The sequence below is a fragment of the Flavobacterium sp. WV_118_3 genome, assembly GCF_039778605.1.
Lineage (GTDB): Bacteria > Bacteroidota > Bacteroidia > Flavobacteriales > Flavobacteriaceae > Flavobacterium.
This window is the reverse complement of record NZ_CP156060.1, coordinates 1,169,165-1,183,953: the sequence shown is the minus strand read 5'-3', so window position 1 is coordinate 1,183,953 and position 14,789 is coordinate 1,169,165. Positions and strand designations below refer to the sequence as shown.

General features: G+C 39.6%; 12 protein-coding genes. 7 read left to right on the top strand and 5 right to left on the bottom strand.

From position 1 onward, the window contains the following. Positions 1–4: 4 nt before the first annotated feature. Positions 5–367 carry a DUF1304 domain-containing protein gene (locus tag ABFU83_RS05455; RefSeq protein WP_347069489.1) on the top strand — a complete coding sequence of 121 codons (363 nt, stop codon included), beginning with the start codon at positions 5–7 and terminating at the stop codon, positions 365–367. Positions 368–431: 64 nt separating this feature from the next. On the opposite strand, the gene ABFU83_RS05450 is transcribed toward ABFU83_RS05455, so the two are convergent. Next, on the bottom strand, positions 432–1,052 hold the full coding sequence (locus ABFU83_RS05450; RefSeq protein WP_347069488.1) for a class I SAM-dependent methyltransferase: 621 nt from the start codon (positions 1,050–1,052) through the stop codon (positions 432–434). A 90-nt stretch (positions 1,053–1,142) separates the two neighbouring features. After that, complete coding sequence (gene hutH, locus ABFU83_RS05445) at positions 1,143–2,651, bottom strand: histidine ammonia-lyase (protein ID WP_347069487.1); 1,509 nt, start codon at positions 2,649–2,651, stop codon at positions 1,143–1,145. 141 nt (positions 2,652–2,792) lie between these two features. Here hutH and ABFU83_RS05440 point away from each other — a divergent pair, with 141 nt between their 5' ends. Next, entirely contained in the window at positions 2,793–4,160 is a 1,368-nt protein-coding gene (locus ABFU83_RS05440; RefSeq protein WP_347069486.1) for a TlpA disulfide reductase family protein, read from the top strand. Between the two features lie 30 nt (positions 4,161–4,190). Here the strand turns inward: ABFU83_RS05440 and ABFU83_RS05435 are convergent, their stop codons facing one another. After that, positions 4,191–5,039: an NAD(P)H-hydrate dehydratase gene (locus tag ABFU83_RS05435; protein WP_347069484.1), complete on the bottom strand. Its 849-nt coding sequence runs from the start codon at positions 5,037–5,039 to the stop codon at positions 4,191–4,193. Positions 5,040–5,367: 328 nt separating this feature from the next. On the opposite strand from ABFU83_RS05435, the gene thrA reads away from it, so the two are divergent. The 5 genes from thrA (at position 5,368) to ABFU83_RS05410 (ending at position 12,020) form a co-directional block, all read left to right on the top strand. Beyond that, positions 5,368–7,809, top strand: a complete 2,442-nt coding sequence (gene thrA, locus ABFU83_RS05430) for a bifunctional aspartate kinase/homoserine dehydrogenase I (RefSeq protein WP_347069483.1) — start codon at positions 5,368–5,370, stop codon at positions 7,807–7,809. 11 nt (positions 7,810–7,820) lie between these two features. Next, the gene (locus ABFU83_RS05425) at positions 7,821–8,747 is read left to right on the top strand and encodes a homoserine kinase (protein WP_347069482.1); all 927 of its coding nucleotides are present in this window, start codon (positions 7,821–7,823) and stop codon (positions 8,745–8,747) included. A 10-nt stretch (positions 8,748–8,757) separates the two neighbouring features. Further along, the gene (thrC, locus tag ABFU83_RS05420; protein ID WP_347069481.1) at positions 8,758–10,047 is read left to right on the top strand and encodes a threonine synthase; all 1,290 of its coding nucleotides are present in this window, start codon (positions 8,758–8,760) and stop codon (positions 10,045–10,047) included. Positions 10,048–10,110: 63 nt separating this feature from the next. Next, positions 10,111–11,193 (top strand): glycine cleavage system aminomethyltransferase GcvT, encoded by a 1,083-nt coding sequence (gcvT, locus tag ABFU83_RS05415; RefSeq protein ID WP_347069479.1) that lies wholly within the window; start codon positions 10,111–10,113, stop codon positions 11,191–11,193. A 110-nt stretch (positions 11,194–11,303) separates the two neighbouring features. Then, on the top strand, positions 11,304–12,020 hold the full coding sequence (locus ABFU83_RS05410; protein ID WP_136401735.1) for a YebC/PmpR family DNA-binding transcriptional regulator: 717 nt from the start codon (positions 11,304–11,306) through the stop codon (positions 12,018–12,020). 111 nt (positions 12,021–12,131) lie between these two features. On the opposite strand, the gene ABFU83_RS05405 is transcribed toward ABFU83_RS05410, so the two are convergent. After that, complete coding sequence (locus ABFU83_RS05405) at positions 12,132–12,740, bottom strand: hypothetical protein (protein ID WP_347069477.1); 609 nt, start codon at positions 12,738–12,740, stop codon at positions 12,132–12,134. Between the two features lie 215 nt (positions 12,741–12,955). After that, positions 12,956–13,204 (bottom strand): hypothetical protein, encoded by a 249-nt coding sequence (locus ABFU83_RS05400; RefSeq protein WP_347069475.1) that lies wholly within the window; start codon positions 13,202–13,204, stop codon positions 12,956–12,958. Positions 13,205–14,789: the final 1,585 nt, after the last annotated feature.

Sequence of the window (14,789 nt, the reverse complement as noted above, 5' to 3'; positions counted from 1 at the left end):
GCCTATGACTTTACTTTCAAAAATCATTATCGGATGTATAGCCTTACTGCACCTTTATATCGTATGGCTGGAAATGTTTGCGTGGACTACGCGTGCCAAAAAAGTTTTTAAATCGGTACCGGAAGAAATGTTTGAAAAAACCAAGCAAATGGCCGGAAACCAGGGATTATATAACGGATTTCTCGCAGCCGGTCTGATCTGGTCGCTACTGATTTGCGATTTGCAATGGAGTATTCATATTGCTACTTTCTTTTTAGGATGCGTATTCGTAGCCGGAGTTTACGGCGCAATCACCGTACAAAAATCAATTTTAATGGTACAAAGTGTTCCTGCAGCGTTGGGATTACTGAGCCTATACTTTTTATAATAAAATCAGACCTGACAGGTTTTAAAACCTGTCAGGTCTTTAATAATTACAGCATACTCCTCTTTTATTTTTTTCGGAAATGGCAAAATACAAAATTCTGAATGGTGTCAAATGGTGTGTCATGATCAACTGTAAGACAACTAATCTTTTCAAAATCCGTTTGAAATAAAGTTACCATACTCTGTTCCGAATATTGCTGTATCGCAATACCGCTACATTTTTCTGGTCCCTGTTCTGAAAATGTTCCAATGATCATATTTCCGTTTGAAGCAATTGCCTGGGCAGTCGTTTTCAGATAGGTATCCACATCCTTTTGATTCGTTAAAAAATGAAATGCCGCACGGTCATGCCAAAAATCATAACACTCTGTCGGCTTAAAATCGGTAACATCGGCCACAATCCATTTCACCTTTGCCGCTTGATTCCCCAGTCTGGTTTTGGCACGTTCAATTGCCGCTTCCGAAATATCCAAAACCGTAATATCGGTATAACCCGATTTCAGCAAATGATCCACCAAAAAACTATCGCCTCCGCCAATATCAATAATCTTAGCCGACTTCGGTAAACAGGATTGCTCCAGAAAATACAATGAAGTTTCCGGATTAGGCTGGTACCAACTTACGGTTTCTAAAGGTTTATTTTCGTAAATGGTTTCCCAGTGTTTTTTTCTATTAAAATTTTCCATTTTATTATTTAATTCAACCGTAATATGAAAACACCTGAGAGGTTTTAAAACCTGTCAGGTGTAAAAAATTATATAGCCAGATCTGATGTATTACTCAAACAATACTTCATCCATCTGGAAGCTGTTTAAAAACGCTACCGATTTTTCGATATCATAATGTAAAATTCGGTCTTCCGTTACCAAAGGTACTTCTTCGCGGTATAATTTCAGGAAGCTTTCGATAAACGGACTGGATTGTAACGGACGTCTGAACTCAATAGCCTGAGAAGCATTCATTAGCTCAATAGCCAGAATACGCTCCAGGTTTTCCATAATTTTCAACGCTTTGGTAGCCGCGTTTGCTCCCATACTCACATGATCTTCCTGACCATTAGACGATACGATACTATCGATACTGGCCGGAGTTGCATATTGTTTGTTCTGACTTACGATACTTGCAGCCGTATATTGCGGAATCATAAAACCGGAATTCAATCCCGGATCGCTAACCAAAAAGGCCGGTAAATCGCGTAATCCTGAAATTAACTGATACGTACGTCTTTCGGAAATATTACCCAGTTCGGCTAACGCGATTCCAAGGAAATCCAACGCCAATGCCAATGGCTGACCGTGGAAGTTTCCACCGGAAATAATTTCATCCGTTTCAATAAAAATATTAGGGTTATCGGTAACCGAATTGATTTCCGTTTTAAAAACACGTTTTACATAATCGATCGTATCTTTTGACGCACCGTGTACCTGAGGAATACAACGGAACGAATACGGATCCTGAACATGTTTTTTAGGTTGTGCTATAATTTCACTGTCTTCCAATAATTCCTGGAAGCGTTTTGCCGTATTGATTTGTCCTTTATGCGGACGAACCAAATGGATCAGTTCGTTAAACGGCTCGATGCGTCCATCAAATCCTTCCAGAGAAATGGCTCCGATAAGGTCGGCCAGATACGCATATTTACTCGCTTTTAGTAATACATATGCACCATAAGCACTCATAAACTGCGTTCCGTTTAACAATGCCAATCCTTCTTTGGATTGCAATACGATTGGCTCCCATCCCATTTTTTCAAGGACTTTTTTAGCCGGTTGGCGGAAACCATCCAGATACACTTCACCTTCTCCGATTAACGGCAACGACAAATGCGCCAATGGTGCCAAATCGCCGGATGCGCCTAACGATCCCTGCGTATAAATCACCGGTAAAACATCGTTGTTATAGAAATCGATCAATCGTTCAACCGTTTTTAACTGTACACCGGAATGACCAAAACTTAACGATTTGATTTTAAGCAATAACATGATTTTTACAATCTCATGCGGCACTTCATCACCGGTACCACAAGCATGCGATTTTACCAGGTTTTCCTGTAGTTTTGACAGGTTTTCGTTTGAAATTTTCACATTACACAAAGAGCCAAAACCAGTGTTGATACCGTAAATCGGCTCGCCATGCGATTCCATTTTGGCATCCAGATAGGCACGGCATTTTTCGATGTTTACACGTGCTTCTTCCGATAACTCCAGTTTCCTGTTTTGCGAAATGATTTCCTGTAGTAACTCCAGTGAAATCACATCGGAGCTTATATAATGTATTGTGTCCATTTTTGTCTAAAAAATTAATTGCTCAAAATTCCATAAAATATGCCTAAAAAGCAAACTATATTATACCAATTTCGGATGTTATTATACAAACAACAATCCTTATATTTGAACTCCTAAAAAACCAACTAAAAACTATTTTCAATGAAAAACACACTTTATTTGTTGATCATCCTTGTATTATCGTCGTTTACGCTACCGCCGGAGACGATTACGCTATCCGGAAAAATCAACAATACCGAAGAAAAAAAGATCAAAATCAAAGGCGAAAGTTTTAACAAAGAGATTACGTTAAAACCCGACGGTTCGTTTTCCGAAACTTTCCCTATTTCGTATAGCGGTTCCTATACGCTGAGTACCAAAAACAACCGTGCTGCTTTATATCTGGCCAAAGGAACCAAACTAAACATTACCGCCGATGATGCAAATTTTAATACCTCACTTGCTTTTTCCGGAAATGGCAGTGTTGAAAATCAATACCTGGTTAAGAAAGGGCAACTGGTAAATACCATGCTTGGCAACCCGCAGACATTTTACAGTCAGGATGAGACTACTTATGTCAATAAAAATAAAGAATTAAAAAATGCCGTATTGGAATTATACAACAGTACTAAATTTGCCGATGCCGGTTTTAAAAAGAACGAACAAAAAAGTATCGACTATTTCGAACAACTTTTATTGTTAAACTACCCGGCGTATCATGCACATTATGCCAAAAAGGAAAACTTCAAACCTTCTGAAAGCTTCCCAAAATTCGATACTACCCTTGATATGGATAACGATACCGACTTCTTGTTTTCGAATCCGTACAAACAATTGATTGCCGCACGTTTTAATCAGAAAGTATCGGAAAACAGTGCCAATATGACCGAAAAAGAATTAAGTGATCGTATTTTAACGGAAATCAAAAAAATAAAAAGTCCGAACATCAAAAACAGTTTTCTACAAAACTTAGGCTACCAGATTCGTGCCGGAAATACCGAATCGGAAACCTTATACAAAGAAATCATGGCGTTGTCTACCGACACCAAATTCAAGGAAGACTTAACTGAAAAATTCAACAAAATCAAAGGATTGATCCCTGGAAAACCATCGCCTAAATTCAATTACGAAAACTACAAAGGCGGTCAGACTTCATTAGACAACCTAAAAGGTAAATTTGTATATATCGACGTATGGGCAACCTGGTGTGGTCCGTGTCGTCAGGAAATTCCACACCTTCAAAAAGTCGAAGAACAATACCATGGTAAAAACATCGAATTTGTAAGTATTTCGATCGATGCCAAAAAAGACTACGACAAATGGAAAAAACTGGTAGACGAAAAAAAATTAGGCGGTATTCAGTTATTTGCGGATAACGACTGGAGTTCACAGTTTATAAAAGAATACGGGATCGAAAGTATCCCGCGATTTATTCTGGTCGATCCAAACGGAAACATCGTTACAGCCGATGCACCACGACCATCGGATCCGCAACTTACAGAACTATTCACCAAACAAGGTGTTAAATAACAAAAAACGCTTCCGGATCGGAAGCGTTTTTTATTCATATAATGTATGGAACGCTTTCCCGAGATACGCAATGCTATCGGAAGCCACAAATGCATGATAGCCCAATTCCGGCAAAGCAATATCGGCCGTCAGCCCATGAATAAAAACGCCGGTAACAGCCGCATCCACCGGATCATAAGCCTGCGCCAACAGGCCGGTTATAATCCCCGTTAATACATCGCCGCTTCCTGCAGTTGCCAAAGACTGGTTCCCGGTTGTATTTTCAAAAACCTGATCCTGATAAACGATACGCGATGGTGCCCCTTTAATCACCATTACAATGTCGAAAGTTTTGGAAAGTGTTTTCACTTTTTCCATTTTATCCGCTTCGTTTTTCCAGGCGCCTATCAGCCGCTCCAATTCTTTTACATGCGGTGTCAAAATGGTTTTAGACGGTAAAAATTCCAGCCATTCTTTGTTTTCCGATAGAATATTAATCCCGTCGGCATCGATTACCAAAGGCGCTTTATTTAGTTTTAAGAAATGAAAGACAGCCTGTTGGGTTTCGAGATGCTGACCAATTCCGATACCGATTCCAACCGCCTGTATTTTTAATTTCGTTTCGATCGCCCGGATATGTGTCGGATAATCGTCGGTTTCCACCATAACTTCCGGAAGTGCCGTCTGCATAATTTCATAACCACATTTGGGAATATAGGCTGTTACCAGTCCTGCTCCGGATTTTAAACAGGCTTTAGCCGACAAGCAAGGCGCACCTATTTTACCATAACTTCCACCGATGATCAAAGCATGTCCCTGTATGCCTTTATGCGAAAATTTACCAATGGGATGAAACCGCTGTAGTACTACGTTTTTATCGACTTTTATCAGATTGTCCATATATTAACCATTTTTGACATCCTATAAATTTACAAAAAAAGCTTTTTCTAAACAAAAACTCCTATATTTGTAACAATGCTAACAGCTAATAGAAAATATAAGTTCCTTATAGCAACCGAATCTTCTTCGGCTGTGATTTCTATTATTACCACTACAACAACCACTACTACCCCGTTCGGGGTATAATCATTTCATATAGTCCAGTGTAGCTACGTGTTATTTTCTAACACCGCTAAATCGTTTGTTTTCAAACGAATCCATTTATATTCTTATTTTTCAATCCTACGCCTTTCACTGCAAACAGTTTCAGGCAATAACATATAGTACTATGAAAGTATTAAAATTTGGAGGTACTTCTGTCGCGAACGAACAGAATATCAAACAGGCTATCGCAGTAATACAAAATATATCCGGGAAAAAAGTAGTGGTCGTATCGGCTATGGGCGGTGTTACCGACTCGTTATCGGAAGCCATTAATCAGGCTAAAAACCGTGACCTTCGCTATAAAAACATTCTAAACGAACTTCAAAAAAGACATTATGAAGTCGTGCAAAAGCTACTCCCGGATCAGGATAATGGTGAACTGCAATCCTATATCGAATCCGGTTTTGTAACTATTACTTCCTTATTAGACGGATGCTTTTTATTAGGCGAACTATCCGCAAAAACGAACGATACCATCCTGTCTTACGGAGAATTATTTGCCTCCCGAATCCTCTTTGCAAAATTACAATCCGATGCCGGCAAAGTTGCCTATTGCGACAGTCGGGAACTGATCAAAACCAACGAACAATTTGGAAACGCCACAGTTGATTTCGAAACCAGCAATTATGCCATCCAGTATTATTTCGATAAAAACCAGGCCAATAGCACCATACTTCCCGGTTTTATAGCCGAGTCCCATAATGGGCATACTACAACGCTTGGTCGTGGTGGCTCCGATTATACTGCTGCTGTCATTACGGCTTCACTCGATGCCAGCGAGTTACAAATATGGACTGACGTAAGCGGAATGTTCACTGCCAATCCAAAACTCGTAAAGCAAGCCCGTGCCATTGCCGAAATCAGCTATAAAGAGGCGATGGAATTGTCACATTTTGGGGCCAAGGTTCTCTATGCGCCAACTTTACAACCAGTACTCAACAAGAACATTCCGGTTTTTATCAAAAATACTTTTAATCCGGAAGCCCCGGGAACCCATATTGCCCCCAATTGCGCCTCCAACAACGAATCCGTGAAAGGAATTAGTCATATCGAAAATATCGCCCTGCTAACACTGGAAGGATCGGGGCTGATAGGCGTGGCCGGAATATCCGAAAAACTTTTCGGAGCCGTTGCCCGCGAAGGAATTAATATTGTATTCATTACTCAGGCATCCTCAGAGCATTCCATTTGTATCGGAATAGCGGAAGAACATGCCCAACGTGCCAAGAAAGCTATTGATATGGCTTTCCGATACGAAATCCGATTGCAAAAAATCAAACCGGTTCTTCTGGAAAAAGAGCTTAGTATTATCGCATTGGTTGGCGAAAACATGAAAAATCACCAGGGACTGAGTGGTAAAATGTTTAGCACATTGGGAAAGAACAACGTCAATGTACGCGCCATTGCACAAGGTGCTTCCGAACGCAATATTTCGGCTGTTATCGATAAAAAAGATGTTGTCAAAGCACTGAATGTACTGCACGAATGTTTTTTTGAAGATGATATCAAACAGTTGCATCTCTTTATTTGTGGCGTGGGCAATGTAGGCGGAAAATTACTCGAACAACTGCACCAGCAAGCGGATTATTTACGGGATAACCTGAAATTAAACCTCCGTGTTGTTGGGATTTCCAATTCCCGTAAACTGCATTTTGATGTAGATGGTATTGCGCTCGACAACTGGAAAGCCGCACTGGAATCGGGCGAAGACAGCAACCCGGAACACTTTATAAACCGGATTGAAGCATTAAATCTTCCGAACAGTATTTTTATCGACAATACCGCTTCCGAAAAAATAGCATCACTTTACAAACGATTCCTCGCGCAAAACGTCGCTGTGGTTACCTGTAATAAAATTGCCTGTTCCTCGGAATATTCCGAATACGAGCAATTAAAAAAGCTATCCAAAAAATACAATGCGCCTTTCCTGTTCGAAACCAATGTCGGTGCGGGATTGCCTATTATCGATACTTTAAAAAACCTAATTGCATCGGGTGACAAAGTACATCATATTCAAGCGGTTTTATCGGGTAGTTTAAACTTTATCTTTAATAACTTTAAATCCGGTAAAAGCTTTCATGATATTGTCCTTCAGGCACAACAGGAAGGGTACACCGAACCCAATCCGAAGCTCGATCTGAGTGGTATCGATGTGATGCGGAAAATCCTGATTCTGATTCGGGAAAGCGGTTATCCGATGGAAATCGACGCAATTGCAAACGATTCTTTTTTACCGGATCCTGTTATACAAGCCGAATCTACAGCTGCATTTTTCGAATCATTACAACAGCATGCCCCGCATTTTGAAGCGTTATATAACCAAGCCGAGCAGCAATCCTGTCGTTTAAAATATGTCGCCCGATTTGAAAACGGAAAAGCCAGCGTAGGGCTGCAATATATCAACAAAGAGCATCCGTTTTATCATTTGGAAGGCAAAGACAACATTGTTTTGTTTTATACCGATCGCTATGCCGAACAACCCTTACAGATTAAAGGTGCCGGAGCCGGAGCCGCTGTAACCGCATCGGGAGTTTTTGCCGATGTGATACGAATTGGAAACCTTTAAAGCGAATGGATATGAAAACTATACGCCTGTTTTGCCCGGCAACCATTGCCAATGTATCCTGCGGATTCGATGTCTTGGGCTTATGTCTCGACACTATTGGAGATGAAATGATTGTGACAGAAACCACCCAAAAAGGCATCCGAATAACCCGGATAACCGGAGCCGACTTACCATTGGAAGCCGCACAAAACGTAGCCGGAGTGGCTGCTATGGCTTTATTGGAAGCCCTACAACCCGATTGTGGTTTTGATATCGTAATTCATAAAAAAATCAAGGCTGGAAGTGGCATTGGCAGTTCCGCCGCCAGTGCTGCCGGAGCCGTTTTTGGAATTAATGCGCTATTGGGTAATCCGCTGAGCGTAACAGCACTTATTCCATTTGCCATGAAAGGAGAAGCTGTGGCCAGTGGTTGCGAACATGCCGATAATGTTGCTCCGGCACTTTTGGGTGGTTTTACGCTTATTCGCAGTTATGAACCATTGGATGTGGTCGCTTTACCGGTACCGTCCGAATTATATGCCACCGTTATTCATCCGCAGATCGAATTAAAAACATCCGAAATGCGTGCCGTATTACCACCCGAAATTCCGCTACAAAAAGCCATTGCCCAATCGGGAAACCTGGGCGGATTAATTGCCGGTTTGTATACCAGCGATTACGAACTGATACACCGTTCGCTACACGATCGGATCGTTGAACCTTTACGGGCAGGCTATATTCCCGGCTTCGACATGATAAAAGAAACGGCACTCAAAAACGGCACTTTAGGCGTCGGAATCTCCGGATCAGGACCTTCTGTTTTCACTTTAAATAAAGGTCTTGAAACAGCTCATAAAGTAGCTTTTGCATTGGAACAAAAATATACCGAAACCGGAATACCCTTTGAAGTTTACGTATCGCCGGTTGCAACCCGGGGAGTACAATTAATTAACGGTTAAAAACAGTATTATGAACTATTATAGTCTTACGAACAAACAACACCGCGTCGGGTTTCGGGAAGCCGTTTTACAGAGTATTGCCCCCGATGGCGGTTTGTATTTCCCGGAACCAATAACACCACTACCCGCCTCTTTTTTTGAGTCATTACATACAATGGACAAGCCGAGTATTGCCTATACGGTTCTGGCGCCTTTTATTGGGGATGCCATTCCGGAAAAGGAATTACAACAGATAATCAACGAAACCTTCTCGTTTGACTTTCCTGTGGTTCCGATAGAACAAGACATCTATACTCTGGAACTTTTCCACGGGCCGACACTCGCTTTTAAAGATGTTGGCGCCCGTTTTATGTCGCGTTGTCTCGCCTATTTTAATCGGGAAAACGACCGAAAAACAACTGTTCTTGTCGCTACTTCGGGTGATACCGGTGGCGCCGTAGCCAATGGTTTTCTGGGCATAAAAAATGTCGATGTGGTCGTACTCTATCCCAAAGGAAAAGTCAGTGCTATACAGGAAGCCCAATTAACCACTTTAGGACAAAACATCCGCGCGCTGGAAGTTCAGGGTTCGTTTGACGATTGCCAGGCGATGGTTAAAAAAGCATTTCAGGATAGTGATCTGAAAACCAAAAACCTAACCTCGGCCAATTCGATCAACGTAGCACGTTGGCTACCGCAAATGTGTTATTTTTTCTTTGCCTATAAAATCCTCCAGAAAACCGGAAAACCGCTCTATGTATCCTGTCCGAGTGGTAACTTTGGTAACATCGGTGCCGGAATGCTGGCCAAAAAACTCGGCTTACCGATCGCCCATTTTATTGCCGCCACCAATGCCAACGACACCGTTCCGCGCTATCTGGATAATGGGATTTACCAACCCAAAGCGACTATCAGTACCGTTTCGAATGCGATGGATGTGAGCGATCCGAGTAATTTTATCCGTATACAGGAATTGTATGCTCATGATCTGAATCAACTAAAAAAAGACTTCTCGTCCTATACGTTTAGTGATACCGAAACACGAATCGCTATGGAATCCGTTTTCCAAAAAGTACGGTATAGTATGGATCCACATGGTGCGGTTGGCTACCTCGGATTGCAAAAAAAAATAGCTCATAATCCCGATATAACCGGATTATTTCTCGAAACAGCCCACCCGGTAAAATTTCTGGACACCGTTCAATCGTATTTAAACCACGGCATACTCATTCCGGAATCCCTTCAGCAAATGATGGACAAACCGAAACAAAGTATTCCGATTCGGAATTACGAAGCGTTGAAAGATTATCTCAGACACTAAAACACTTTGCCACTCCGTAAAAAATCAATACATTAGCGGCCTAAAATAAATATACAGCACAAAATGAAAAATACAGCATTAACGCACGTTCACGAAAGTTTGGGAGCTAAAATGGTTCCGTTTGCAGGATATAACATGCCTGTTCAGTACGAAGGAGTTAACATTGAGCATGAAACGGTTCGTAACGGCGTAGGTGTTTTTGATGTGTCCCATATGGGTGAGTTTTTCCTTCGTGGCGAAAATGCCCTGGCTTTGATCCAAAAAGTAACGTCGAACGACGCTTCTAAATTAGTGGATGGAAAAGCACAATATTCATGTCTTCCCAACAACGAAGGCGGTATTGTGGACGATCTTATTATTTATAAAATTGCCGATAACAACTACCTGTTGGTTGTAAATGCATCCAACATTGAAAAAGACTGGAACTGGATTTCACAACACAACGATTTGGGTGTGACGATGGAAAATGCATCTGATTCCTATTCATTATTAGCCATCCAGGGGCCAAAAGCAGCCGAAGCGATGCAATCGTTAACGGCAATTGATTTGGCAAGCATGCCGTATTATTCATTTCAAATGGGCGAATTTGCCGGTGTAAAAGACGTAATCATTTCGGCTACGGGTTATACCGGATCAGGCGGATTTGAGATCTATTTTAAAAATGAAGATGCCGAAACCATCTGGAACAACGTATTCGCAGCCGGAGCGGCATTTGGAATCAAACCAATCGGATTGGCTGCCCGTGACACCTTACGTCTGGAAATGGGATTCTGCTTATACGGAAACGACATCAACGATACGACTTCCCCATTAGAAGCCGGATTGGGTTGGATCACTAAATTCGACAAAGAGTTTGTGAATTCCGCAAACCTGAAAGCACAAAAAGAAGCTGGTGTTACCCGAAAATTAGTGGCATTCGAATTAACCGAAAGAGGTATTCCACGTCACGATTATGAAATCGTAGACAAAGACGGCAATGTAATCGGAATTGTAACCTCCGGAACCATGTCGCCATCGCTAAACAAAGGTATTGGTTTAGGCTATGTACCGACTGCTTTTTCGGCAGTTGACAGCGAAATTGCGATCCGAATCCGAAAAAATGATGTAGCTGCAAAAGTGGTTAAATTACCATTTTACAAAAAATAATCACACGAAAAGGGACTTTAAAAAAGTCTCTTTTTTTGTTAAAGTGCTGTAATAATTTTATTTTTGCAGGCTGTTTTTACAAAACTATAAACAAAATACAATTAACTCTTATGGGAAGAGCGTTTGAATTTAGAAAAGCAAGAAAAATGAAACGTTGGTCGGCAATGGCCAAAACGTTTACCAGAATTGGGAAAGATATCGTAATGGCGGTTAAAGAAGGCGGACCAAACCCGGAGACTAACTCCCGTTTGCGTGCGGTGATGCAAAACGCCAAAGCGGCCAACATGCCAAAAGATAACGTAGAACGTGCGATTAAAAAGGCATCCGATAAAGATACTGCCAACTATAAGGAAGTTTTATTTGAAGGATACGCGCCACACGGAATCGCGATTTTAATCGAAACAGCTACCGACAATAACAACCGTACCGTAGCCAATATCCGTAGCTATTTTAACAAATGTAACGGTACACTGGGCACACAAGGTTCGGTTGAATTTATGTTTGATCATACTTGTAATTTCCGAATCCCGGCCGAAGGTCAGGATGTAGAGGAACTGGAATTGGAAATGATCGATTTTGGTGTGGAAGAAATCTTTGCCGATGAAGACGGTATCATGATGTATGCGCCATTCGAAAGTTTTGGAGCGATCCAGAAAGAATTGGAAAACCGCAATATCGAGATCCTTTCGTCCGGTTTTGACCGTATTCCGCAAGTAACCAAAACCCTTACTGCCGATCAGGTAGCGGATGTGGAAAAGCTATTGGAAAAAATCGAGGAAGACGACGATGTAATGAACGTATACCATACGATGGTTGAGGCAGAATAAGCTCTATCTCTAAAATAAAAAAACTACGGCAACAAATGTCGTAGTTTTTTTATTTATATGCGCACGGATTACAAATCCGCGCAATCGGGTTCTGATTAGTGCTTACCCTTTTTAATCAATTCCATTTGTTAATAATAGATAGCCATTACCCTTTGTTAAAATTATTGTTGCTGTGTCATTAGCATAATCTCCTCCAAAATAGTGAAGTACTTTATTCCTATAATTGTTTTCAACAGCATCTTTCAAAAAGTTTGGTTCAACAAAAAATAATTTCCAATTAGCATATAAAGAAAGATAAGAAATAAGATTGTCCACAATAGCTTTAGCTTTCTCTTTTTCGATTTGCTTTGAATAAAAACTATTAAATCTTCCCTTTGTAGTATCACCGGTTAGCATTCCAATGAGATATTCATTTTTTGCCTCCTCGATTTCTTTAATTTCTAATTCAAATTTATCTTTAAGAATATTTCCTTTTCGCAATTTGTACATTTTGGTTTTGTAATCAAAATCATGCATATTAAACCATTCTCTTTCTTTGTCCTGATCTGAAATTTGATTAATAAAAGATTCCGAATGAATGAAATTAGAAAAATCTAAATTCATATTTTCCGTTTTTAATTCAAACTTTAAAAGAAATGTGTTACTATTTAATACAGAGTCTACCGTATCTAAAAAGAGTTTTATTGGATTCTGTGATATATCGAAATAATCTGTATTCATTGGGTTATCGCTAATTTATATACAACCAAAATACGTAAAACATTTAAAATAGACCAGAAAACCACTCGCACGGATTGGCAATCTGTATTAATTATGGTTTTATCCAGATTCTAAATCTGCACTATTAGGAAAGCTACAATTTTTACAGTTGTAGTTTTGTTTTTTAAGCTAATATTTTTTTAGACTTAGCACGGATTCCACACGATCAGATGTCTTTATGATAAACCTCTCTCTTTTAGCTGTTCTTTTAACGCATTGTATTTTTTGGTGTTCTTTGTCGCAATAGGGATATAGACAAGCGGAATAAAGGTAAATATCCCAAATCCCCCTTTAACGGTACCATAAAAAGCTACTCCTATTAAAACACCAATAATCCCGGCATCGTAAATTCGGGTGGTTTTCATTTTTTTTATTTCCTGTACTAGTTCTTCATTGGTTAAGGCTCCTGGTTCTTTTTGTTCCATTTTTTATAGTGTTTTTTGGTGGTTTGGTTTTGAATATAATAGACTCTTCTACTCCTATCAAAGTGTATTGTTTCAATTACGAATGTAGTAAAATTTCTTTTTTGTGGGTAAAAATAAAAAACACTTAAAGTAGAAACTATCAATTATTAAGGCAATGAATTCCTTTCAAATTTTTGTAGTTTTATCGAGTACAATTACAACTCTTAGATTATATGCAGTACCCTGATTTTTGTTGTGAATTCCTTTCAAATTTTTGTAGTTTTATCGAGTACAATTACAACTTCAATTTTCTTTTGTTTGGCAATCGTGTCGTTGTGAATTCCTTTCAAATTTTTGTAGTTTTATCGAGTACAATTACAACTTTTCCCAGCCCATCTGTTCAGCGGCTAGGGTTGTGAATTCCTTTCAAATTTTTGTAGTTTTATCGAGTACAATTACAACAGCAAGACTGCCTAAACGTTGTTGCAATTCGTTGTGAATTCCTTTCAAATTTTTGTAGTTTTATCGAGTACAATTACAACCTGATTCGTCAAGTGTCCCGGTAGTGCCTGGTTGTGAATTCCTTTCAAATTTTTGTAGTTTTATCGAGTACAATTACAACATTTCCTGCTTCACAATCAATTCCTAAACTGTTGTGAATTCCTTTCAAATTTTTGTAGTTTTATCGAGTACAATTACAACTGCCTTTAATGTTTGCTAACAATGAGGTGAGTTGTGAATTCCTTTCAAATTTTTGTAGTTTTATCGAGTACAATTACAACAGTCCGGTCGGAATTATAGCAGCTAAGATAGTTGTGAATTCCTTTCAAATTTTTGTAGTTTTATCGAGTACAATTACAACCTTAAGATTGAACATGGTTTTAATGTGGCTGTTGTGAATTCCTTTCAAATTTTTGTAGTTTTATCGAGTACAATTACAACACGGAGAATTAAACACAGAAACCCCGACAGGTTGTGAATTCCTTTCAAATTTTTGTAGTTTTATCGAGTACAATTACAACTATGACAAATTAAAACAATTGCCAGAGATTGTTGTGAATTCCTTTCAAATTTTTGTAGTTTTATCGAGTACAATTACAACGTGTTTTTCCACATTCTGGATGTTCAATCAGTTGTGAATTCCTTTCAAATTTTTGTAGTTTTATCGAGTACAATTACAACGCGTGCAGTGTTGCGCATACGCTTGCAGTAGTTGTGAATTCCTTTCAAATTTTTGTAGTTTTATCGAGTACAATTACAACCAGCTATAATTTGAGCGCTAGTTTTTTGCCGTTGTGAATTCCTTTCAAATTTTTGTAGTTTTATCGAGTACAATTACAACCGGAAGAAAAAGCGCGTAAACAAGCCGAAGGTTGTGAATTCCTTTCAAATTTTTGTAGTTTTATCGAGTACAATTACAACCGCGCACGCCAGGTATCGCAGCGGTCGCACGTTGTGAATTCCTTTCAAATTTTTGTAGTTTTATCGAGTACAATTACAACCTTAAGATTGAACATGGCTTCAATGTCGCAGTTGTGAATTCCTTTCAAATTTTTGTAGTTTTATCGAGTACAATTACAACTTTGTCCGATTTTATTATGGCTTT